Origin of the sequence: Scytonema sp. PCC 10023, from assembly GCF_963920835.1 — a bacterium.
Classification (GTDB): Bacteria; Cyanobacteriota; Cyanobacteriia; order Cyanobacteriales; family Nostocaceae; genus Kalymmatonema.
Genome location: NZ_CAWUDP010000026.1, coordinates 24,766 through 47,645 on the forward strand (window position 1 = coordinate 24,766; position 22,880 = coordinate 47,645).

The following is a 22,880-nucleotide window of genomic DNA, read 5'->3' on the forward strand; positions in this document are numbered from 1 at the left end:
GCTTTTACCTTTTTTGATAAGCTTTTGGAGTCCTTCCCGTGAATTGTCGAAAGTGCTTGGTAAAGTGACTTTGATTTGCAAAACCGCATTCAAGCGCAATATCGGAAATCGCCCTCTCCCGATGCTTCAACAACATCTTTGCCCGTTCTATCCGTTGCTGAAGTACATACTGGTATGGCGTTATCCCCATTGAGTGTTTGAACAAACGCACAAAGTAATACCGACTCATACCCAGTAATTCGGCAAGGTCAGCTAGTTGAATGTCCTGTTCTAGATGAGCGTTGATATACCCAAGTGCTTGTTGTAACTTATACTTTGGCAGCCCATCCGAGTAAGTTGCAATCCGAGGCGTACAGGTGCAGTACTTTCGCAGCAGATGAAGCGCTAGCGTAGTTTTGAGCTGATCCACATACAAGCTACCACCAATGCCTCCCGATTCCAGTTCCTCTTTGAGATTCAACAGTATGCCTTGAATCAGTGGGTCTTGCACCGTAGCAAAATGGGGAATCAATTCTATGCAATCAGGATTGACTATCTCCTGTCCTGCTTGTTTCAACAGAGCTGGTTCAAACGCCACAAACATGAACTGAACCTGTTGCCGCCATGTGCTTCTGTGCAGAGTGCCAGCAGGGATGATAGCAGTATCTCCTTGATTCAGGAGTTCCCTTTGAAAGCATCCATCCATCCATCGCTCTGCTGTACTAGTAGAAGAAAGTGCAGTAGCGATTGTATGCATTGTGTGTGAAGCAGCAGTTGTATCATGTTCAGGCTGCTGGTGAAGCTCAAAATGGATGTCCATCCATTTCGCATTGTCACTCGACAGTATCGCTGGCTTAGGAAACAGCAGATTGGATGCTCCTTCCTGCTGGAAATCAATCAGTTTGACCTGCTCATTTGGCATGGTTCTTGCCTCTGTGCCTAAGCTTTAAGTGTAGTTATGTCAAATTTTTATAAGAGAATTTAATTTGGTTGAAAATTTTATCCGAATCTTTAGGTATCTTAAAATGAAAACCCCTAAAAAGTCCTTGATTGAAATCAAGTATAGAAAGTCATACAAAAATCAGAACCTTTTGCAGAACTTTGCAATATCAGGATATTTTTGGCAAGAAAAGATAAGACACAGGTGAGGAGTAGCCTCTAAACTCAATCTCAACTCACTCTCATGCACCCTCTGGAGGAGTAGCGATGAGATTAGCGAGTTTACGCCGCTATCCGCCCTATCTCAACTTTGTTCATGCACTTTTGACGAATAAGGAGGTATCAAAATGCTCACAGTTACCAAAAACAAACCTGTCTTCGCACAACTTGATATCTTCCCCATCCAACCTGAACAAGAGCAGCCACTGGTAGACAGCCTGATTGATTATGTCAAGACGATTCTCAAGCAACAACCAGGGTTCATTGCTGATGCAATTCATAAAAGTCGTCATGGACTGCGGGTTATAAACTATGTGCAGTGGAAAAGCCAAGAAGACTACGAAGCTTACGTCAACAATTCTCAGGTACCATCAATTTCAACTCAGCTTTCTACATTTCCTGCGCCAAACTCTCACCTCTATGAAATTTTCATCAGTGAACCAGCAGATAGCGAGATGAATATTTCAACAAACATAGAAGGGTTAATCAATTTTGGCATCTTTAAACTTAGAAATCCACACGATCAGCCACGGTTTCTAGAAGCGACTAAAAAATCCGTGGAGTTGATCTCTGGACAACCAGGACTTGTCACCACTCATTTTCATCACAGCCTTGATGGTGCAATGGCGGTGAATTATGGGCTATGGAGTAGTCACGCTGATTATGTGGCAATGAACGACAACCCACCTATGGCTGAACCATTGGCTGAAATGAGAAGACTAGCTGACAACGAGTTTCAAATGTCGCTTCACGAGGTTGTGTTTACGGAACCTGCATAGTTAATAAAAAGTTTATCATCCCCAAACGAGCAGACAACTAGAACATCGATTCACTAATCACAAACCTAACCCCCCAGCCCCCTTCCCTATAAGGGAAGGGGGAGCCAAATTCCCCTCCCCTACAGGGGGAGGGGCTAGGGGAGAGGTTCTTCCAAGATTACTCAATCGATGCTCTCCCGATTACCTCACAACCTTCAGCAAAACCTTTGAGCAGAGGAGTTAAGCAACTGATGCAGGTCCAAACTAGCAACACTAACCTCCCCATTTTGATTTTGGGTGGCGGCTTTACTGGATTGTTCACAGCACTCTACTTGAGGCATTTACAATGCTCTTGTCCTGTCATCTTGGTAGACCAATCATGGCGCTTCGTTTTCAAACCCCTGCTTTATGAACTTCTCAGCAGCGAAATCAATCTTGAGTTGGTTTTGCCCCGCTACGATGAGTTACTCCACAAAACCGGTATCACGTTCCTTCTAGATACCGTTCAAGCAATTGACTTACAACAGCGACAGGTCAGGTTCAACTCTGGTTTGAGCTATAATTACGGCTATCTTGTTCTGGCGTTGGGCAGTACTACAGGCTACTTTGGGACTCCAGGCGCAAAAGAATATTCCTTACCGTTTCGTACTGATCAAGATGTCTTTGCCTTAGGTAAACATTTACGAAGCGGTCTTCAACGGGCAAGCCAAACCGAAGACCCAGAACAGCGCCGCAAGCTACTTACTATCGCCATCATTGGTGCAGGTCCTGCAGGTGTTGAGCTTGCTGCAACTTTGGCAGATTTGTTGCCTACTTGGTACACGCCTTTCGGCGGTAATGCTCAGGATATTCGCATCGTTATTCTACAACGCGGGACTGAGATTCTTAAAGACGCTGCCAACGAACGTCTGCGCAAAACGGCACAGTCAGCACTAAGTCGGCGGACTGCGCATGTTGAGTTATTATTGGGCGCTGGAGTCGGTGGAGTTCAGCCCCATGCAGTGGAATTTGAGCAAAATGGACAAACTCATGTACTGGAAACTGCCACAATTGTTTGGACAGCTGGCACAGCAACTCATCCTTTAATTGAAGCATTACCCATTGCAGCTGAGCATCGAGACAAGCGAGGTCGCCTCATAGTGAACTCAACTCTGCAACTACCAGAGTTTCCAGAAGTCTTTGCTGGGGGAGATTGTTCTATAGATCCCCAAAACCCTCAGCCTGCTACGGCTCAAGTTGCTTATCAGCAGGGAAGAGCGATCGCCCACAACATCAAAGCCTTGCTTGAAGGTAAACAACCTCTTCCCGCTCAGGTGCATCTACGTGGAACACTGCTCAAGTTGGGTTTGCAGGAGAGTGCGGCTGAAATCTTTGATCGCTTTGAGGTGAAAGGCAAACTCGGTCATCTGATTCGTGAAGGCGCTTATTTAGAGTTACTCCCTACGCCAGGACGTAATTTTGTCGCCGGAACAGAATGGCTGACAGAAGAGATGTTTCGACGGATTGCGGGGTAATGCTTTAAGCATTTATGTTGACCAGAATACTAACAGAAACAATGAAAGCAGTTCGTATTCACTCTTACGGTGAACCAGACGTTCTCCTAGACGAAGATGCACCACGACCCAAGATTGCAGCAGATGAAGTTCTCATCCGCGTTCAGGCTGCTGCTGTCAACCCACTCGATTGCAAAATTCGAGCAGGTTATTTTAAAGGAGCCATGCCTCACAAACTGCCTCTCATCTTAGGCTGGGATGTGGCGGGTGAGATTGTTGAGGTTGGCTCACAAGTCTCTGATTTCCACATTGCCGATGCAGTCTACGGTTTGGCAGACATGATGCGAGATGGTGCCTACGCTGAATTTATCGCTGTTCGTGCAGCAGATGTTGCCCCCAAACCAACTTCCCTCGATCCGGTGCAAGCAGCATGCGTTCCCATGACCGGACTGACTGCGTGGCAAGCGCTGTTTCAAACGGGTAAACTGTCTCCTGGGCAGACTGCACTGATTCACGGTGCAGCAGGCGGTGTTGGTTCTTTTGCGGTACAGTTTGCCAAATTGCAAGGGGCGCAGGTGATTGGAACCGCCTCAGCTAAAGATAGAGATTACCTACTTAAGCTAGGGGTTGATCAAGTCATTGACTACAAAGCTAGTCGGTTTGAGGATCTGATTGAGGAGATTGACTTTGTTCTAGACACTGTAGGTAACGATGTACAGGAACGCTCTTTGGAAGTGATGAAGGAGAAAGCTACTCTAGTATCAACAATTAGCCCTCCATCACCAGATGCCGCAGCATTCTACGGGGTTCAGGGCAAAATGGTAATGGTTCACCCCAGTAGTACTCACCTCAGTGAAATTGGCAGTCTGATTGATTCTGGACGAGTCAAACTACGTGTTGGAACTGTTCTACCGCTTACGGAAGCCCGCAGAGCACACGAACTGAGTCAAGCCGGCATCCACGGCAAAATCGTGTTGCAACTGGACGAGTAGTCTCGCGCGGTTTGCTAAAATGAGAGCCCTAGCCACCACCTGGAGGACTTTGAACGCCTATGACTGATATTACTCTGCTTAACTCAAGTGGAGTTAAGAAAGTTGACTCTTTGGTGTGTGACATTATCAACCTGCTAGAGCAAAGTTTTCCAGACCGAATTCGCGGCTACTATCTAGAAGGCAGTTATGCTGACAACAGTGCGGTAGCCACTAGTGATATTGATATGCGGGTTGTGTTCAAAAGCAGTCTTGATGCGGAAGAACGACAACAGTTTGCACAACTCCTCGACTCGTACCAGCAGATATGTCCTATAGAACTCGGTATAACACCCGATAGTGAAGAAGCGCTGTTTCGTATTGGTGCAATCAGATTCCAGAAAGCCACTGTGCTAATGTATGGGGAAGATATTCGCTCTGTGGTTCCGCTCAAGCCAATTGAGGACTATATCCGGGACAATATGCATTTTCCATATAGGTTGTTTGCTCGAGTACGTGGTAACCGGGAAGTGTTGACGTTTCCACTAGAATATCCTGACCCTGCGGACGAGTTTTACGGCTACGCTTACCGCCGAATACGCGGCTTTGATGGGGCAATCTATTGTGGAACCAAAGATTTGGTGTTGAATGTCCTATGTCCTGCAACAGCACTTATCGCGCTTACGGCAGGTCAGTATGTTGTCACAAAGCGCGAGTGTGTGACACAGTACCGTCGCTGGATCAATGATGAGTGGACGGATCTGGTCGAAGCAGTCTACGAAATATGCCGTAATCAATGGAAATATTTGATACCGCAATCTTCAGCACAGCGGCAACAGCTACGTGCGATATGCGATCGCACTCTGGCGTTTGAGAACTACTTTTTGGAACGCTACAAAATGTATCTGTTGGCTGAGTTACAGCAACCTTCAGATATGTATCAGTTATATGCTATAAAACGACTGGGACAAATCATCTATCGTGAGCGTGCGGTGCTTGAGGCTCTAAAAGCAGTGAAAAACACCAACTTCAAAGAGATCCAGCTTGAAGTCGATACCACATTGCAACGTTACGCATTTTTGTAGGACTGTCAAGCACTGCCAATAGGTAAAAAAACCCGCCCTTATCATAATTTGAACGGGTTTATTTTGTCAAAAATTGATTCCAACCTAGTTTTGTTACAAAGTTTACATTTACCAACAACTTACAAATCAGGAGGCAAAATCACGTTATCAATCACATGAATAATGCCATTGCTGGCTTTGATGTCAGGCTGAACTACCTTAGCATCATTCACTGTTACACCAGCGCTCGGATCAACCTTGACGTTGATCGGACCGCCTTCAATGCTTTTCACTTCTCCAGATTTCAAATCACCGGACGATACTGAACCTGAGACCACATGATATTGCAAAATCTTCACCAGGACTTCTTTATTTTCCGGCTTTAACAAATCTTGTACCGCATCTTGTGGCAGTTTGGCAAATGCTGCATCACTAGGTGCGAAGACTGTGAAAGGACCTTTGCCTTGCAAGGTTTCTGCTAGTCCAGCCGCCCTTAAAGCCTTGGTTAGAAACGTAAAGGAGCCGTTGGACTCTGCAAGCGCTACCAAGTTTTGGCTACTTGTACCCGCTCCAGGTGCACCAGGGGTGGTGGGTGTAGTTGGTGTTGTGGGTGTAGTTGGTGTTGTGGGTACTTCTGTTCCAGGCGGGGTGGGTGTGCTTCCAGGGGGAGAGGTGGGAGCTGTAGAAGGACTTGTCCCAGCTCCACCAGGACAAGCAGCACGGTTATAAGGGCACTCCTGTAAAATGCTAGGACTGGGGTTTACTCCTCGTCGTCCTTGTGCCACTGTTGTGTTTTTAGCTGGGTTTTTTTTGGATGTAGCTTGTAGTACAGGTTCACTAGGTGTAGAATAACCTGCATTTACTAATAGGCGTTGAGCATCACTATACGCTGCTTCCTTGAAAATACCAGGATTAGAATTTAATATCTCGCTTGCTCCAGTAGGTAGACCCATAAGGAGACTAATGCCCGTTACTCCTACTATGCCAGCCAACTTGGTCAGCAAATTGCTGTATTCAACCTTCATAAACTTTGTTTGGCTTTAATTTCCACACATTACCATAATGATTTATATCATCTTGGTAGACATAAAATCTAACTAAAGAAGTAAGATTTTTTGTCACAAATAAGCAATACATTAATATGGAAAAATTTGAACATTTTCCTATTGATGAGTTTATAGCCGTTCAAGGCATGAATGAAGTGCAGCTAGGGCAAATAAAGTTCCTCAACTCATGAGCTAGGGAATGAGAATGAATTCTGTGTTGTTTTGTTCTCTTGTTCTTTCAAAACGTATTCCATGAAATTGAAACTCGCTATAATTTCCCACCCACAGAAAAGTCTATATCAAATATAGTTGAATTAAAAAAACATTTATAGACCATTGAATTAGTTATTCTGTTCCCGGAAAATGAAAATTCCGGCAGAATTGCATAATTCCAGCCAAAAGAAAAAGGAATAAGCGCAAGTGAATATATTGAGCAATTGATTAGAAAACATATGAGCAGCACCGCGTATGTGCTACGCATTCACTCGCGGTGCGCTCTCCGACGGAGAAGCCAGTGCAGGCGAGTAGCGTCCCACACGCTCGTTGGAGTGGGCTTTCTGCTTTCATCATTGTAAAATTTATAAGGGAACCACCTACAGGAACTGAAGAATGCTGGAATTATACCAGTTTGAATTATCTCAATACTCAGAAAAAGTACGTCTGATTCTTGATTATAAAGGGCTGGAGTACCGCAAAATCGAGGTGACGCCAGGGATTGGACAGGTAGAACTATTCCGGTTGACTGGTCAGCGTCAAGTACCGGTTTTGAAGGACGGTAGTAGATATATAGCGGATTCAACGGAGATAGCCAAGTATTTAGACTCACAGTATCCAGAACGCCCTTTGATACCAACCGATCCAAAAAAGCGGGGTGTATGTTTATTAATAGAAGAATGGGCAGATGAATCAATTGGCATCAAAGGTCGCAAAGCACTGTTTTCTGCCATTAGTCAAAACCAGAATTTTCGCAAGTCCTTACTCCCAACCAACACACCAGATGTGCTCAAAAATCTGGTAGAAGGAGTACCCAGCGACGTACTGACAGTTTTGGGTTTAGGGGTGGGTTATAGCCCAGATGCAATACGTAGTGCGATCGCCGACTTGAAGCAAGACTTGGAAGCGCTCGTGTTATTGTTGGCGGATACTGCTTATTTAGTAGGAGATGAACCGACCTTAGCTGACTTTGCCGTGGCGGGTATGTCGATATTGTTGAAGTTCCCGGATGGTCCGTATCTAAATTTACCAGAAACCATCAGAGGCAAAGGAGTCCCGATATTGGCTGAAAATCCAGCTTACGAACCGTTCTTTGCTTGGCGCGATCGCCTCTACGCCCAATATCGCAGACCACTCATAGGTGGTACCACCACAGCAAGTCCAAATGCACCTACTTCAATTCAAATTGAGTAATGAGTCAATAGTGATTAGTCATTAGTTGTTGGTTCTTAACAAATGACAAATGACAAAACTTTTGTCGCCAATTTTGTCTTGTACAATTAGAATGCAACATATGAGAAAGCTCATCACTATGTGATTAATGAAATGAATTTGGACGCTCCATTAGGTTCGGTTATACAAGGCTCTCTCACAGGGGGATTAGAAGTTAGATTGCACCCCGATGTTTCGGTAGAAGATATGCGGGTGGGTAAATTTTTAGTTGTCCAAGGGGTGCGATCGCGTTTTTTCTGCATGCTCACAGACGTAGCGTTAGGAATAGCCAACCAAAGAATTATTGCTAATCCTCCTAATTGGGAAGACACTTTTTTGCGAGAGATTTTAGCAGGAGGCGGCACATACGGTACCATCAACCTCGCGCCTATGTTGATGTTTACCCCGGAATCTCAAGAATCTTTTTCTCCAACAAACGGCAAATCTGCAAATCCCTTTGTTCCATCGGCGACAGGTTTGGCATCATTTCAGCCGCAAACCAGCACGACAATGGAACTGCTCCCAGTGAAAACGATTCCCAGCCACTTTAGCCAAGTTTATGAAGCTTCCGAAGAAGATTTTCGTAGAGTTTTTGGTTGGGAAGACGATCCTCAAAGGAAAAATTTTTCCATTGGTCAACCACTGGATATGCAGGTACCAGTTTGCCTCGATTTAAACCGCTTTGTAGAAAGAAGCAACGGCGTTTTTGGGAAATCAGGAACTGGCAAATCGTTTTTAACAAGGTTACTTTTAGCTGGGACAATCCGCAAAAATGCCGCGGTGAATTTGATTTTTGATATGCACTCAGAATATGGCTGGGAAGCCGTCTCAGAAGGCAAACAATTTAGCACTGTTAAAGGTTTAAAGCAGCTCTTTCCCAGTTTAGTTGAAGTATACACTCTTGACCCAGAATCCACGAAACGTCGAGGTGTTCCTCACGCTCAAGAACTCTACTTAAGTTACGACCAAATTGAAGTAGAAGATATTAAATTATGCAGTCGTGATTTAGGACTTTCGGAAGCGAGTTTGGATAACGCCAATATTTTGTTCGCTGAGTTTGGCAAGTCTTGGATTCTCCAACTCATAAATATGACTAATGAGGAAATCAAGCTCTTTTGTGAGGAGAAGCGAGGACACCAAGGTTCGATTACAGCACTGCAGCGCAAACTCCTGCGATTGGAGAATTTAAAGTATATGCGTGCGGCTTGTCCCCAAAATTACGTCAATCAAATGTTGCGTTCCCTAGAAGCTGGGAAGAATATTGTTGTAGAGTTTGGCTCTCAATCAAATATGCTTTCTTATATGTTGGTGACCAACATGATTACCCGGCGGATTCACCAACACTATGTCAGCAAGGCGGAGAAGTTTTTACAAACAAAAAATCCGAACGATAAACCAACACAACTGATGATTACTATTGAGGAGGCGCACCGTTTCCTCGACCCAGCAACAGTACAAAGTACTATTTTCGGGACGATCGCCCGTGAGATGCGGAAATATTTTGTAACACTGTTGGTAGTTGATCAACGTCCATCGGGCATAGATAATGAAGTGATGTCCCAGATTGGCACTCGCATCACCGCCCTACTCAACGATGAAAAAGACATTGAAGCGATTTTTACAGGGGTGTCTGGTGGAGGTGCTTTGCGGTCTGTGTTGGCAAAATTGGACTCTAAGCAACAAGCCTTAATTTTAGGTCACGCCGTCCCCATGCCGGTAGTCGTGCGTACCCGTCCCTACGATGCCAAATTCTATGAAGAAATTGGCGAAACTGCTTGGGAAGAAAAACCAGATGAAGAAGTCTTCGCCGCTGCTGAACTAGCCAAAGCGGATCTTGGCTTTTAGGAATTTTCGACTTGAAATTTGGCAATTGGTAGTTACTACGGAACATTTTGGTTTAAAGTACCTGAAAGTTGAGGAGATTGAAAATTTGATACAGCAATAGATTTCTTGCAAAAGTCAAAAAAAAGAATAATTAACCACAGATGGACACAGATGGACACAGATGGAACTCAGATTCCGCAATCTTGTCTAATGACTTTCAACTTAAATTTGATAGCTGAATTGGTCTTCTAAAAGAGTGAAAGAAAAGAAGATTTAAAGAATTGTATCCGTAATTTATATCAATTCAGCGCATTATGCTAGTCTGCCCCAGACTGATTCAAATTTACTCTGTAGGGTGGGCATTGCTCAGTGATATCTCAAATGTTTATTAGATAAGCTTTTATGGGCAATGCCCACCTTACGATTCGTGGTCGAATCATAGAATCAGTGCTGTAACAAACAATTTAAATTAGTCTTTAGGGAGCACATATGCGTTGGCGTCACAGATTATTTGTGTTCGCACTGATTTTAATATCTAGTTTGCTTGCTACGGTATTATCAAACATCTTAATACAGGCGAGGACAATGGCATCTGTTGCGCTTCTCCAGCCCGCGCCAACCCAGCTTGTAGGCTACTACGACTACTTTGGCAAATTGCTCACCCCCGAACAAGCAGCTCAACTAGTACGTACACAAGGACTTGACGACAGCGATCCCGTTTCTTATCAGCGTGTTGGCGCTGTAGAGATAAGTCAGGATTTGCTTGAAAAAGGTGAAAATATATTTTTTAAACGCAAAATAGGAGACACATTTGGCTTGCAAGGCGTGTTTGGTTTTCGCGCAGGTCTTGCGAACCTGCAAGAGGAACTTCAAAGTGCGATCGCTACCTTAGGTGGACAACCAACCAGTAACTTATCCATCACTCTTCAAAAAGATATAAAGATAGGCAGTCGAACTTTTCCAAAAGGACTTGTCTTTAATACTGGTTTGGATGTACAAAAGGGCGGAACTTTTCCACTAGGATTGAACGCCAATGCCAATGGCTCAAACGCCAATGGCGAGATCACTTGTGCCTTATGTCATGTCACGGTGACAAAAACTGGCGAATTGCTAAAGGGAGTACCAAATACCGATTTAGCAATTCCCTTTTTGATTGCTCTAGCACCTAATTCAGCAGCAGGCTTTGCTCGCTTGAACTTCAACCCCCTTGATCCCAAATACCAAGGCAATGGCAAGCAAATCATAGATAGTACTGGTCAATTAGTGACTCTGCCCGATCCTCAAAAATTTGAAGAAGCTTTCGACGATGCTGTGCTTGATGTGCCTTTCGGTCACTTCGAGAGCACACCTGATGGCATCAACAATACGACTAAAATCTCAAACCTCTTCACTTTTAACAGTGGACCTTACACATCCAGTGGTGAATTTGCAGTAGGTCCTTTTGCTGGACTAAGTGCTCAAGCTGCTTCCGTCTTCTCTTCCGAAGTCAACTTGCTTGCGGCTGCTCAATTGAGTAGCGAAACTCTCAACATAGATCCAGAAGTTTATTTGGGTACTGTCCTACAAAATGCTGCTGATCCCGCTCTTCGCTTACCAGAAGGGCAACCAGTCAAACCTTCAGAGTGGCTGCGCCAAATTGCCCCAGACCCTATCCAAGCTGAACTGGAAGACCAAAACCCAGCCCCTAGAACGGGTTCTTATCCGAATCTCAAACCAACCTTATTCACCTACAACGGTCTAGTCTTTGGTCCTAATATCCTAAAAAATCCCAATGCCTCTCCCCATCAGCCTTTCTTATTTCCAGAGAATGCTTTGGCTGTTTTTCAAAATAGCTTAGTCCCACCTGCAAATCAAAGCCCTGAGAATCAGCAGGCGCTCTTAAGCGGTTCTGTTAAGCGTGGCGCTAAAGTGTTTGAGCAAGCCAACTGCACCACTTGCCACATTCCACCTTTCTTCACCGATAACAAGATTCACCCTATCGCGCAAATCAAAGGCAACGCAGCTCGCGCCCAGTCCCGCCTCGCCCTGAACAAGTTGCTGGTACCACCTAAGATTTATACCTTCAACACTCCTGTTCCCGTTCCTCCTAACTCCGAGACTTTGGACGTGCCAACACAAGGCATTAGTGACACCCCAACTACCCTACCGACAGGCATATTGCCTGATGGTGGCTACAAAACCCCTTCTCTACGAGGGCTTTATCTCAGTGCCTCTTACTTGCACGATGGTGGGGTAGCGGTGCGAGCAGAATCACTTCAAGTTGCGCCTGATGGTAGTTTTAGTGTAGTTGACTCTAGCGGCTTAGGTTTGACTGGAACCCTTAGCCAAGGCATACCTGCTGACAGCGCTAGCAGTTTGCGTGCCTTAGTCGATAGTGAACTTCGTCAACAAGTTGTTGCAACGAATCAGGCAAATCCAGCCCTAGAGCGCAATAATCTTGATGGTACCGGTCATGACTATTATGTGGACAAGACCACTGGCTTTAGCCCAAAACAGCAGAATGACCTAATTAACTTCTTGCTTGCCCTAGACGACAATCCTGGTAGTTTTTAGGGCGATCAAAGTAACAAACGGTCTAAGAGAATGTTTGGAAAGTGTAGTTTTGTACCAAAATTTATCAATGATCCCCCTAAATCCCCTTAAAAAGGGGGACTTTTACCCCCCTTTTTAAGGGGGCAGGGGGGATCAAACAAAATATTTGATACTTCTTAAACATCCTCTAACATTGGTAATGGGTGGCGGGTAATTCGTAGTTGATATTTAGGCTTGTAGTCGCGCTTGGGCGCAATTACGTACCCATGACCACTTCTTGAACAAACTCTGTAATTATGTCCAGCTACCTAAATCAACTCAAGGATGACAAGATTCTTGCAGCAGTGGTTGATGAACTTTGCAACGTTCACGGATGCCATACTGTAATTTTGTACGGTTCCAGAGCCAAAGGCACACAAACTCGTGAAAGTGACTATGACCTCATTGCTGTTAGACAAACTGGCGAGAGTCTACACGATGCCCGTCTCTGGAATGATAGCTACTTAGATATTTTCATCTATAACGAGAAAGATGTTATGATTATAGAAGAATCCTTCCTGCGGGTTCGAGGGGGCATAGTATTGCGAGAGCGGGAAGGTTTTGGGCAAAAGTTGCTCAAGCAAGTAGACGACTTGTTTGCCATTGGTCCTGCGGCGCTATCAGCAAACGAAATTCAACTGCGGCGCACTTGGTCCTACAAGATGTTAAAGCGCATCTCCCAAGGAGACATTGAGGCTGATTATCGTCGCGTGTGGCTGCTATATACGCTGCTTGAAGACTATTTTGCCCTACGCCAGAAGTGGTATTTCGGTTCAAAGGAGAGTTGGAACTGGCTCAAAACTTACGACCCAGATACTTATATGGCTTTTGAACAAGCTCTCAAGCCTGGAGCGCCCTTTTCGGCTATTGAGTCCTTGGTGGAAAAAGTGATAGCTGTCAACCCAGGTTAACAAAGAAAAGATATCAACTACCAATTCTCAATTTCCAATTCCCGATTTCTAGATTTCGTGACATCCCTCCATGATGAGAACCATTTCAGTTCGGTTATCCGGCTATAGATGGAGGAATGATTACGGGATTTTAGAGTCACTATAGATAGTGTAACTTTTCAAAATGAGTATTAGACTCTTCGTACAATAACATTGATTTGCATTATAATAGAAAGATTTAACTAAAGTACTTTACGATTAACATGATATATCGTACTATAGAAGATCTAGAAGTCATACTGACTTCGTATTATGATTCTCGGCATCAGGGATTTAAGGATTAAAAGAATTATTGAAGACAAACCAGTATGGTTATAAACGATTTCAAAATTTAGGGAAGCTAGGGGAACCTATCGAAAAGAGTGACCGTCTTGACAAATTCTGTAGAAATCAATTTTCTCCTGATAGTTCCCCTGGATGCGTATTACGTGTACTAACTTTCCCAATCCGCCCTAGTTATTGAGTATTAATTTTTGTTTACGGAGTAGAGGAAAACGCACCAATGCCTACTGTTGATACCCAAACCGAAAACCTTAACGCCAAATTCACGGCTGATATGGTGCGAACCTATCTGCGCGAGATTGGTCGTGTACCGCTGCTAACCCGTGAGCAAGAGATTGTCTTTGGGAAGCAGGTACAACAAATGATGACGCTCCTGGATGCTAAGGAGGCTTTGGCGAAGAAATTGCGCCAGGAACCGAGCTTAGAAGAATGGGCTGCTCATGTTCGCAAATCTGAGACTGAGGTCAAACAGATAGTACATCAAGGCAAGCGGGCAAAGCAGAAGATGATTGAAGCGAATTTGCGCTTAGTTGTTGCCATTGCTAAGAAGTACCAGAAGCGGAACATGGAGTTTCTGGATCTCATCCAGGAAGGAACACTAGGATTAGAGCGGGGTGTGGAGAAATTTGACCCAACGCGTGGTTATAAGTTCTCGACCTACGCTTACTGGTGGATTCGTCAAGCGATTACGCGGGCGATCGCTCAGCAAGGTCGTACCATTCGTTTACCGATCCATATTACCGAGAAGCTGAACAAAATCAAAAAAGTGCAGCGTGAACTGGCTCAGAAGTTGGGGCGATCGCCAACTCCCGCAGAAATTGGCAAAGAACTTGAGTTAGAACCAGCGCAAATCCGCGAGTACCTGAACATGGCGCGTCAGCCAGTATCTTTGGATGTAAAAGTTGGCGATAACCAAGATACCGAACTGCAAGAAATGCTCGAAGATGAAGGACCATCACCAGAGTATTACACCACCCAGGAATTCTTGCGCCAAGACTTAAACAATATGCTGGCAGAACTCACCCCGCAACAGCGAGAAGTTTTAGCCCTGCGCTTTGGTTTACTGGATGGAAACGAAATGTCTTTGGCGAAAGTTGGCGAACGGTTGAACCTCAGCCGCGAACGCGTCCGTCAGTTAGAGCATCAAGCCCTTGCTCATCTGCGTCGTCGTCGTGCCAATGTTAAAGAATACGTTGCTAGCTAATCTACGGACGTAGCATTGCTAGGTTTTGAATGAATCATGGCGACGCGCCTCCTGAATTCAGGGGGCGATTTTTTTATGAGGAGAACATAGAACACAGAACTTACAATGACCTCCACAGATGAATCCACTTGCTGTGTGAGCTTATATCAAGCCTGGTACAGTGGGACGCTCGTTAAGTCTGAACTTAAGACAAGAGAATTTTTGAGGGTTGTCTTTAAAAATTCCCAAGTTCTTCACAATTGCAGCTTAAAGTTAAACCAACAGCTTCCTATAAGCTGCTGGCAAAAACAACCTATTGTCAATATCTATATGGGTACATTCGTATAGTGTGTAAGTTCTATTGAGTATTGAAGTGCTGAGTATTGAAGTGCTTTTTTGGTCATGGGTTACCATTTCCCCCGATTTCCCTATATTCCAATACAGTTGGTTACAAAAGAGGGCTTAATTCCCTCCTTTTTAAGGAGGGCTAGGGAGGATCAAGTCTTATCACCAACCGTACTTCCCTATATTCAGTTATTTTTGCCAAAATTTCTCCACGAAATCCGGAATCCAGAGAATTGCTTGTGTAGTTTAGCTTGTTCATACATTAGAGAGATGACTCTAGCAAAAAGGTGTTAATTGTTTTTGAAATTAAATAATCAACAAGAAAAATGCTAAAAATTAGGTTTTCTTTTTCATTTTTCATTTTTCAAAACAATCATCCTATCGGGTGAACCTAAGGGGTGAAGCGCGAATAGACCGAATAATGGTAGGTTAAGATCATCGCCCAAAATTCAATGAAGAATTTATTTGTTGGCAAAGATTTCTCCAGACAATATAAATCAAACCATTGACGGAGCCTTTATATATCAATACTTCGGTAAGTTGTAAGTAAGTTGTAGAAAACCCAGATAATTTTTTTACAGGAGTAGTAGGGTGGCTAACAACATCAAAAAGTTTGTTTCCTCAAGTTTATTAGGAATCCCCTTTGTAGGCGGACTTCTCATCCTTGGTTTTGTTGCTAATTTTCCGAAACCAGTACTCAGTAACCAAACTGCATACGTTGATCCATCCACGGTGTCCTCTACAGATTCTCAGTTACCAACTTACACTTGGTTGCAAAGTCATCCTTCGCCTGCTTCAGAATTCAGTGGGGACAAGCAAGCCCGTTTGCGCAAAGCACTGACAAAATCAGTGAGTGTTCTAGGTCATGTCACTCAACCAAATATCACTCAACCAAATAATTTAGAAATGGTGTCTACAACAACCACAGCAAAGGTTGTAGAACCCCAAACATCTGCCAAAAAAGCCACAGCTGCGGCTACAGGAGCTAAATTTCCCCAACAAGATGGTGTTTACCTTTATGGTCAATCGCCAAAATCAGGTGAACTCGGGCAAGGCTATATCATATTTGAGAAACGGCAGAGCAAAGTGATTGGTGCGCTCTATATGCCAAGCTCTGAGTTTAGTTGTTTTAATGGCACACTCCAGTCCTCAGGACAGTTGGCAATGACGGTAACAGGTTACCCTGGTGATCAAAGCCCAACTCAGGTAGCAACAAACAATACATTGCCTCGGGTTATGGATGATGAGTCCAGCAATTATGCCCACTCTGTCACGCTGCAAGATTATTATCCGGTCAATGGAATCGCTAGCAGCGATCGCCAGGTTTTACAAATGTGTCAAAGCGGTATCAGTCAGTAGGGGTGTAATGCCTTGCGCCCGTAAGGGAGTAGGAAATCAAAAATAACCATGCAGACAATTTGCAAGACACAAATTGACACCCTTGTCAATACTCAATTCCTGGTTGCGCCTTAATGCCTTGATCGCGGAAGGGATGTTTAATTAGGGACATTTCTGTCACCAAGTCAGCTCGTTCAATCAATGCCGTGGGAGCACCTCTGCCCGTGAGAATAACATGATTGTCAGGCGGCTTTTGAGCCAACCCGGCTAAAACTTCTTCAACTGGTAAGTAACCAAGTTTAAGAGCTATATTAATTTCATCCAACAGCACCAGCTTGAAGTCTGGGTTGTGGATATATTCTAATCCTTTTTGCCAAGCTTCGACAGCTTTTTCAATATCGCGATCGCGGTCTTGGGTTTCCCAAGTGAAGCCTTCGCCCATAGCATGAAATTCTAATAAATCATCTTGCCAAATACTGAAAACTCTTTTTTCCGCAGGTTCCCAAGCTCCTTTGATAAATTGAATAATCGCGACTTTATAACCATGACCAAGCGCACGCAACACCATTCCTAGCGCCGCCGTGGTTTTTCCCTTGCCATTACCAGTATTTACGATAATTAACCCTTTTTCAGTAGAGGCATTAGTAACTCGCACCTCCTGCACTTGTTTGCGTCGTTCCATCTTTTTGCGGTACTGTTCTGACGTCAGGGAGGAATTCTCCCCAACGGCTACATCACTAGTGGTTGCCCAAGTTTCATCGGTTTGCATGGCGCTGGCATTGAGTTCAGTGTCATTACTACTAGCATGAACCAAAACAGTCAATCTGAAGCAAGCGAACTCAATTGCGGGAAACAGAATTTCTGTTATTCAAGGCGATATGACTTAGCTACAGGTAGATACTATTGTGAACAATCGCTACAGGAAAAACTAAACTATACCGTTTAGTTTAGTTGGCATTTGATTGCAGCTTCCGTTACACTACTCAAGGCATTGCCTTAAATTTACTGATATAAATGTTAATTCTATAACAAAAGAATCTCAAAATTTGGTACGATGACCAGTGAAAAATTTGTCACACAGGAACCTCAGTAGTATGAGAAAAAAAATATATAAAAAATTTTGATAAACAATGTCAGGTGCTGAAAAAGCACGAATTGAAGGGAATATCAAATTTTGATGAAATTAAGTGTGATCGTACCCTGTTTCAATGCTGCGGATACCATCGCTTTTCAATTGGAGGCGTTGGCTAAGCAGCAATGCTCCGAACCGTGGGAGATTGTTGTTGCCGACAACGGCTCAACTGATGACACCGTGGCGATCATCAAACAATATCAGCAGCGCATACCTCATCTTCGTTTTGTCGAAGCATCTGCTCGCAGAGGTTCTGCCCACGCCCGCAACGTTGGTGCAAGTGTTGCCAAGGGTGTTGCCTTTGCATTCTGCGATGCTGACGACGAAGTTGCCCCAGGATGGGTAGCAGCTATGATTGAAGCGCTCTCCAAACACGACTTAGTTGCAGGTTGCAACGAGTACTCGAAACTGAATCAACCGTGGGTCATTGAGTGCTGTGCATACGCAGAGGGCAATGGAGTTAACAAACATCCATATTTTCCATATGCAGGTGCCAGTAATCTTGGTGTCAAGCGTTCAGTCCATGAAATGGTCGGTGGTTTCGATGAAACAATGCTCTCACTCCAAGACGTTGACTACTGCTGGAGGATTCAAGAGGCAGGCAAAACACTTGACTCTGCAAAAGATGCACTCGTTCATTTTCGGTTTCGCAACACCATTGAAGGTCTGTACCGTCGATCTTGGAAATTAGCTTGTTACGACGTTTTGCTACATAAAAAGCATCAACAACTGGGTATGCCTAAGTTAATCAAATGGCAGGGGTTTGTCAAAGACGCAGTCATTCTTGCTTTGAAATTTATGCTGAGAGTTCGTGATAGAGAAAGTTTCGTGAGGTGGTTATTAAATTTTGCCTGGTTTGCAGGACATTTGCACGGTTGCATAAAGTATAAGTATCTTCCGTGATGAAGCTACCATATCTGGTGTAGGAGGATATGATCAACCAAAACTTAAGAATGCAACGATTGGGCTGATTTATGGAAAATAGAGCTTCCGTGATCCAAGACGATATTACTCAGCTACAGGTAGATGCTATTGTGAATGCTGCCAACAACACCCTGTTGGGAGGAGGCGGTGTAGATGGCGCGATACATCGTGCCGCCGGACCAGAACTTTTGGAAGAGTGTCGCAAGTTACACGGTTGCGATACTGGTCAAGCAAAGATCACCAGAGGTTATCACCTGACGGCAAAGTGGGTCATTCACACTGTTGGTCCTGTGTGGGAAGGTGGGAATTCTGGTGAAGATGAGCTCTTGGCACAGTGTTATCGCAACAGTTTAGCCTTAGCAGTGCAAAATGGCATAAAAACCATTGCTTTTCCAGCCATTAGCACAGGCGCTTATGGTTTTCCGCTCCACCGGGCTACTAAAATTGCTGTTAGTGAAGTTAATAAGTTTTTACAGAGCAATGATTCCCTAGAACAAGCCATTTTCGTTTGTTTTGGGCAAAACGCTTACAATTGTTACTTGCAGGTGATGCAAGAAATCACTCAAAGGTAGATACGATTGTATCCTGTCTGTTTATTCAGATTTGACATCTAGTCGTCTATAGAGTACAAGTCTGGGGCTAACTAGAAAATGGACAAGGGGAGGAAGATTTTCATGCTTGGGGTAGTACCAGAAAACCTGCCTATGCAGACTAGAAATCTTTTGTCGTTGAGTCTAGCTAGACGGATGTCTAGTAAACTTATCAGTTATTTCTTTGGGGGCTACCAAAAATGTCAAAACAGCTGGGTAAAAAAATCTCACCTGCACCGATGCCAACTGATATCGGCGTCGTCGATTTGATTGATAATTACTTCACCGCCTACAATTCAGCACGGTTACGGGAGATATGCCATCTCCTTAGTCGAGATGTCTTTAAGGAAGGCGTGACGGTAGGAGTCAGCCTTTCTGGTGCGATGACACCAGCCGGATACGGAGTTTCTGCACTGGCACCGTTAATCCGCAACGGATTTATTGACTGGATCATCAGCACTGGTGCTAACCTTTACCATGATATGCACTATGGGCTAGGTTTTGAACTCTTCGCTGGCAATCCGTTTTTGGATGATGTGAAGCTGCGGCAGCAAAGTACTATCCGTATTTATGACATTATCTTTGGCTATGATGTGCTGTTGGAAACAGATGCTTTCATCCGTAAAGTTTTGCAAGCAGAACCATTCCAAAAACGGATGGGAACTGCGGAATTTCATCATCTACTAGGCAAGTATGTCCGGGAAGTAGAAAAGCAACTGGGGGTTAAGCATTCCTGCTTGCTCGCTACGGCTTATGAATATGGAGTACCTATTTATACATCTTCGCCAGGTGATAGTTCCATTGGTATGAACGTTGCCGCATTGTCGTTGGAAGGTTCCAAGCTAATCTTAGACCCTTCGATAGATGTCAATGAGACGGCAGCCATTGCGTACTCTGCGCGGGAGACAGGAGGCAAGAGTGCAGCTGTCATTATTGGTGGTGGCAGTCCGAAAAACTTTTTGCTACAAACACAACCGCAAATTCATGAAGTTTTGGGGCTAGAAGAACGAGGACACGATTACTTTGTCCAGTTCACCGATGCTCGTCCTGATACTGGAGGGTTATCTGGAGCAACACCCTCGGAAGCTGTGAGTTGGGGTAAGATTGACCCTGAAGAGTTACCCAGCACCATCGTTTGTTATACCGATAGCACAATTGCACTGCCGTTAGTCACAGCTTACGTTTTAAACCAAAGTCAGCCTCGTTCTTTGAAGCGGCTGTATGACAAGCGCGAACAAATGCTAGAAAAGCTGCGGACAGATTATTTAGCAGCTAAAACCCAATCAGTAGATGAAATACCAGCTGCTGTGACTGATGGCGCTTCTCCCCGAGAAGTCGCAACTTATCCTGTAGGCAGGTTGATTCCTAATACCGGAGGCGGGGAGTAGTGGAAGTAGGGGGAGATGAGGGAGATGAGGGAGATAAGGGAGATGAGGGAGATGAGGGAGATGAGGGAGATGAGGGAGATAAGGGAGATAAGGGAGCAATATTGTCCTCATCACTTGCGACTGACTAACACATAAGTCGTCATCTTCCCTTTGCCTTTGATTTCGATTTCACCACGTTTTTCAAATAGGAATTCATCACGTAAACATTTGTAGGTAATTTCTGTCACTTGAATTTTGCCAGCCAAGCCCTGAGATTGCATAAGGCTGGCAATTTTTACTGTGTCTCCCCAGAGGTCGTAGGTAAACTTTTTGATGCTAATGACTCCCGCCACCACCGGACCGCTATGAATGCCGATACGGATGCTAAAGTTTTTGTTGTTTTCAGTATTGAACTGGGCGATCGCTGTTTGCATATCTAACGCCATCTGGGCGATCGCAAAGGTGCCAGTGTCCTCAAGGGCGATCGCTTGGGCGTGGTTTGGGCATCGCCTAGGCAGACCACCAACCACCATATAAGCATCATCGGTAGTCTTAATCTTCTCCAAACCATATCGCTCGGTAAGTTGGTCGAAAACTGAAAAAATTTTGTTGAGTATGTTGACTAATTGAATCGCTGTTATTTGAGAGGCGATTTCAGTAAGACCTACAATATCTGCAAACAGAACTGTGACATTAGCAAAGTCTTCTGCAATTGTAGCTGGTTCTTCTTTCTCGCGGTTGAAGATTGCTTCTGGTAAGATATCTAAAAAAACGCGTTCGGTTTTTTGCTGTTGATAGCGTAGTGCTTCCTCTGCTACAATCTTACTTTTCATGGGATCTGGAAAACCTCTCTCCAAACCTCTCTCCTGCTTTTTGAGAGGCTTTGAATTCTCCCCCTTCCCTTTTAGGGAAGGGGGTTGGGGGGTTAGGTTTTGCGTTGGTTTTTCCACATGACGTGAAAAGTCAGCTGCTACAATGCGCCCAGTCATGTTACGAAAAATGCCGCGAGTGGCAACTGGTTTTCCTTCTACAAATTTACAATTAATATTCCCTTCGACAAAGATTTTTTGACCATCTTTAGAAACGAATACAGTTGTCAGTTGTTCGAGTTTTTCCCCTGACATCACGCGACAAAATAATTCCCGACATTCTTCTTGAAAATCGGGATGGATGATGTCAAATAAATTGATCTTCTGAATTTCAGCTTGAGTATATCCTAAAGTTTTAAGCCACGCTCGATTAACATATTCCAAACGACCATAGGGAGTCATAGACTGAATCAAGTCGTTAGCGTTTTCAAACAAATCTCGATAGCGTTCTTCGCTTTCCAGTAGCGCTGACTCTGCTTGTTTGCGTTTGATAAATTGAGCGATTTGGCTACCTATACAAACCATCATTTGCAGCAGGTCTGCATCTTTTGATTGTACATCCCGGCTCAAGAAAATCATCACGCCTAACATTTCATTATCAGCCAAGATGGGAAAGCCAAATGCTGTATGCAATCCCGCTTCAACAGCGGCTTGCGATCGCCTCTCTGAGGCGGCTTCCTTGAAGCATCGCCCGTCAGCGCCCTGTTCCTTGCCCAATCGCTCAATATTAGTATGATGCGATATATGACTCATCCAAACGGGCGATCGCGTCACCCAAATTTGACCAGGTAAGCCTACACTAGGGGTATAAGTCGTCTGCCAAGTGATTGCTTTGAACTCTCGCGCCGCAAATGTTCGACTCGACCAAATTTCCACACACCTGAGAACTGGATTGAAACTGCATCGCTGTACCGATGCTTCTATGTATTGATTTGATGTCCAAAGTTCTCCTAAATCCCATCCCAGGTTTTCACAAATTGCTTGTAGAATCTTCGGAATCGCCTGCTTTATACTTTGAGACTCTGATAATATACGGCTTATAGCATATTGTGTATTATTGCGTTGTTGTCTGCGCTGTCTGGCGGTGATGTCTCGACCAATGTATACAATATCTTCTAACCCATCTATTTTTTTCTTAATCACTAAACAAGAAAAAGCAATCAGGATTTTTTCTTTTGTTTTCTTGCGACATATAAATTCTCTATTTTGAAAACTTTTTTTACATAAATAAACCTGTTGCAAAGCTTGTTGCCATAAATTATTATCTTCAAATATTAAAGAAATTGGTTTATTTATTAATTCTTCTTCACTATAACCAAATAATTCTAATGCTGCGGAATTTACTTTCTTTATTTCTCCTAACTTAGTCGTTATTAGCAAGGCATCTGCCATTAAACTAATCACTTTTTCGATGTAGTTTTTATACGCAGCTAAAACACTATATAGTAACTTAGCGTCATTTATTTTCTGAGATAATCTTTGCTTTAAAATCATCTTTTTTGCTACATCTTAAACAAGAACCATTCATCTCTTGTCAGAATTTTCCCCTGATGTCTTTAATAATATAGATGATAGATGAAAATAGAAATAACATTTCTTTCGACAATTTCGTCC

At 44.0% G+C, this 22,880-nt stretch carries 18 protein-coding genes; 14 read left to right on the plus strand and 4 right to left on the minus strand.

From position 1 onward, the window contains the following. Positions 1–4 precede the first annotated feature (4 nt). Complete coding sequence (locus ACM0OZ_RS17270; protein WP_414584055.1) at positions 5–901, minus strand: helix-turn-helix domain-containing protein; 897 nt, start codon at positions 899–901, stop codon at positions 5–7. A 364-nt stretch (positions 902–1,265) separates the two neighbouring features. Between ACM0OZ_RS17270 and ACM0OZ_RS17275 the strand changes: the two genes are divergently transcribed. The 4 genes from ACM0OZ_RS17275 (at position 1,266) to ACM0OZ_RS17290 (ending at position 5,441) form a co-directional block, all read left to right on the plus strand. Then, positions 1,266–1,916 carry an antibiotic biosynthesis monooxygenase family protein gene (locus tag ACM0OZ_RS17275; protein WP_414584056.1) on the plus strand — a complete coding sequence of 217 codons (651 nt, stop codon included), beginning with the start codon at positions 1,266–1,268 and terminating at the stop codon, positions 1,914–1,916. Positions 1,917–2,146: 230 nt separating this feature from the next. Continuing rightward, the gene (locus ACM0OZ_RS17280; protein WP_414584057.1) at positions 2,147–3,409 is read left to right on the plus strand and encodes an NAD(P)/FAD-dependent oxidoreductase; all 1,263 of its coding nucleotides are present in this window, start codon (positions 2,147–2,149) and stop codon (positions 3,407–3,409) included. Between the two features lie 41 nt (positions 3,410–3,450). Next, entirely contained in the window at positions 3,451–4,380 is a 930-nt protein-coding gene (locus ACM0OZ_RS17285; protein WP_414584058.1) for an NADP-dependent oxidoreductase, read from the plus strand. A 59-nt stretch (positions 4,381–4,439) separates the two neighbouring features. Then, positions 4,440–5,441, plus strand: coding sequence for a hypothetical protein (locus ACM0OZ_RS17290; RefSeq protein ID WP_414584060.1), 1,002 nt, complete (start codon positions 4,440–4,442; stop codon positions 5,439–5,441). A gap of 119 nt (positions 5,442–5,560) precedes the next feature. Here ACM0OZ_RS17290 and ACM0OZ_RS17295 read toward each other — a convergent pair whose 3' ends face one another. Continuing rightward, entirely contained in the window at positions 5,561–6,445 is an 885-nt protein-coding gene (locus tag ACM0OZ_RS17295; protein WP_414584061.1) for a fasciclin domain-containing protein, read from the minus strand. Positions 6,446–7,075: 630 nt separating this feature from the next. Between ACM0OZ_RS17295 and ACM0OZ_RS17300 the strand changes: the two genes are divergently transcribed. The 6 genes from ACM0OZ_RS17300 to ACM0OZ_RS17325 all read left to right on the plus strand — a co-directional run bounded on the left by ACM0OZ_RS17300 (position 7,076) and on the right by ACM0OZ_RS17325 (position 16,405). Further along, positions 7,076–7,873 carry a glutathione S-transferase family protein gene (locus ACM0OZ_RS17300; RefSeq protein ID WP_414584062.1) on the plus strand — a complete coding sequence of 266 codons (798 nt, stop codon included), beginning with the start codon at positions 7,076–7,078 and terminating at the stop codon, positions 7,871–7,873. A gap of 132 nt (positions 7,874–8,005) precedes the next feature. Further along, positions 8,006–9,736, plus strand: coding sequence for a helicase HerA domain-containing protein (locus tag ACM0OZ_RS17305; protein ID WP_414584063.1), 1,731 nt, complete (start codon positions 8,006–8,008; stop codon positions 9,734–9,736). Positions 9,737–10,300: 564 nt separating this feature from the next. Further along, positions 10,301–12,268, plus strand: coding sequence for a hypothetical protein (locus ACM0OZ_RS17310; protein WP_414584064.1), 1,968 nt, complete (start codon positions 10,301–10,303; stop codon positions 12,266–12,268). A 275-nt stretch (positions 12,269–12,543) separates the two neighbouring features. Beyond that, the gene (locus ACM0OZ_RS17315) at positions 12,544–13,197 is read left to right on the plus strand and encodes a nucleotidyltransferase domain-containing protein (protein WP_414584065.1); all 654 of its coding nucleotides are present in this window, start codon (positions 12,544–12,546) and stop codon (positions 13,195–13,197) included. A 541-nt stretch (positions 13,198–13,738) separates the two neighbouring features. Continuing rightward, positions 13,739–14,722, plus strand: coding sequence for an RNA polymerase sigma factor, RpoD/SigA family (locus tag ACM0OZ_RS17320; protein ID WP_332996957.1), 984 nt, complete (start codon positions 13,739–13,741; stop codon positions 14,720–14,722). 915 nt (positions 14,723–15,637) lie between these two features. Further along, positions 15,638–16,405: a hypothetical protein gene (locus tag ACM0OZ_RS17325; RefSeq protein ID WP_414584066.1), complete on the plus strand. Its 768-nt coding sequence runs from the start codon at positions 15,638–15,640 to the stop codon at positions 16,403–16,405. Between the two features lie 85 nt (positions 16,406–16,490). On the opposite strand, the gene cobO is transcribed toward ACM0OZ_RS17325, so the two are convergent. Next, positions 16,491–17,153 carry a cob(I)yrinic acid a,c-diamide adenosyltransferase gene (gene cobO, locus ACM0OZ_RS17330; protein ID WP_414584117.1) on the minus strand — a complete coding sequence of 221 codons (663 nt, stop codon included), beginning with the start codon at positions 17,151–17,153 and terminating at the stop codon, positions 16,491–16,493. Between the two features lie 408 nt (positions 17,154–17,561). Between cobO and ACM0OZ_RS17335 the strand changes: the two genes are divergently transcribed. The 4 genes from ACM0OZ_RS17335 (at position 17,562) to ACM0OZ_RS17350 (ending at position 20,546) form a co-directional block, all read left to right on the plus strand. Continuing rightward, positions 17,562–18,419: a glycosyltransferase gene (locus ACM0OZ_RS17335; RefSeq protein WP_414584067.1), complete on the plus strand. Its 858-nt coding sequence runs from the start codon at positions 17,562–17,564 to the stop codon at positions 18,417–18,419. Between the two features lie 71 nt (positions 18,420–18,490). Continuing rightward, positions 18,491–19,012 (plus strand): O-acetyl-ADP-ribose deacetylase, encoded by a 522-nt coding sequence (locus ACM0OZ_RS17340; protein WP_414584068.1) that lies wholly within the window; start codon positions 18,491–18,493, stop codon positions 19,010–19,012. Positions 19,013–19,230: 218 nt separating this feature from the next. After that, entirely contained in the window at positions 19,231–20,418 is a 1,188-nt protein-coding gene (locus tag ACM0OZ_RS17345; RefSeq protein WP_414584069.1) for a homospermidine biosynthesis protein, read from the plus strand. After that, positions 20,418–20,546, plus strand: coding sequence for a hypothetical protein (locus tag ACM0OZ_RS17350; protein ID WP_414584070.1), 129 nt, complete (start codon positions 20,418–20,420; stop codon positions 20,544–20,546). Before ACM0OZ_RS17345 ends, ACM0OZ_RS17350 begins: the two co-directional genes overlap by 1 nt. Here the strand turns inward: ACM0OZ_RS17350 and ACM0OZ_RS17355 are convergent. Continuing rightward, positions 20,529–22,760, minus strand: a complete 2,232-nt coding sequence (locus ACM0OZ_RS17355; RefSeq protein WP_414584071.1) for an adenylate/guanylate cyclase domain-containing protein — start codon at positions 22,758–22,760, stop codon at positions 20,529–20,531. The two genes, ACM0OZ_RS17350 and ACM0OZ_RS17355, sit on opposite strands and share 18 nt — an antisense overlap. Between the last annotated feature and the right edge of the window lie 120 nt (positions 22,761–22,880).

Coding starts and splice junctions, on each gene's coding strand:
- ACM0OZ_RS17270 (WP_414584055.1), bottom strand. CDS start 901: ATGCCAAATGAGCAGGTCAAACTGATTGATTTCCAGCAGGAAGGAGCA.
- ACM0OZ_RS17275 (WP_414584056.1), top strand. CDS start 1,266: ATGCTCACAGTTACCAAAAACAAACCTGTCTTCGCACAACTTGATATC.
- ACM0OZ_RS17280 (WP_414584057.1), top strand. CDS start 2,147: ATGCAGGTCCAAACTAGCAACACTAACCTCCCCATTTTGATTTTGGGT.
- ACM0OZ_RS17285 (WP_414584058.1), top strand. CDS start 3,451: ATGAAAGCAGTTCGTATTCACTCTTACGGTGAACCAGACGTTCTCCTA.
- ACM0OZ_RS17290 (WP_414584060.1), top strand. CDS start 4,440: ATGACTGATATTACTCTGCTTAACTCAAGTGGAGTTAAGAAAGTTGAC.
- ACM0OZ_RS17295 (WP_414584061.1), bottom strand. CDS start 6,445: ATGAAGGTTGAATACAGCAATTTGCTGACCAAGTTGGCTGGCATAGTA.
- ACM0OZ_RS17300 (WP_414584062.1), top strand. CDS start 7,076: ATGCTGGAATTATACCAGTTTGAATTATCTCAATACTCAGAAAAAGTA.
- ACM0OZ_RS17305 (WP_414584063.1), top strand. CDS start 8,006: ATGAATTTGGACGCTCCATTAGGTTCGGTTATACAAGGCTCTCTCACA.
- ACM0OZ_RS17310 (WP_414584064.1), top strand. CDS start 10,301: ATGGCATCTGTTGCGCTTCTCCAGCCCGCGCCAACCCAGCTTGTAGGC.
- ACM0OZ_RS17315 (WP_414584065.1), top strand. CDS start 12,544: ATGTCCAGCTACCTAAATCAACTCAAGGATGACAAGATTCTTGCAGCA.
- ACM0OZ_RS17320 (WP_332996957.1), top strand. CDS start 13,739: ATGCCTACTGTTGATACCCAAACCGAAAACCTTAACGCCAAATTCACG.
- cobO (WP_414584117.1), bottom strand. CDS start 17,153: ATGCAAACCGATGAAACTTGGGCAACCACTAGTGATGTAGCCGTTGGG.
- ACM0OZ_RS17335 (WP_414584067.1), top strand. CDS start 17,562: ATGAAATTAAGTGTGATCGTACCCTGTTTCAATGCTGCGGATACCATC.
- ACM0OZ_RS17340 (WP_414584068.1), top strand. CDS start 18,491: ATGGAAAATAGAGCTTCCGTGATCCAAGACGATATTACTCAGCTACAG.
- ACM0OZ_RS17345 (WP_414584069.1), top strand. CDS start 19,231: ATGTCAAAACAGCTGGGTAAAAAAATCTCACCTGCACCGATGCCAACT.
- ACM0OZ_RS17355 (WP_414584071.1), bottom strand. CDS start 22,760: ATGATTTTAAAGCAAAGATTATCTCAGAAAATAAATGACGCTAAGTTA.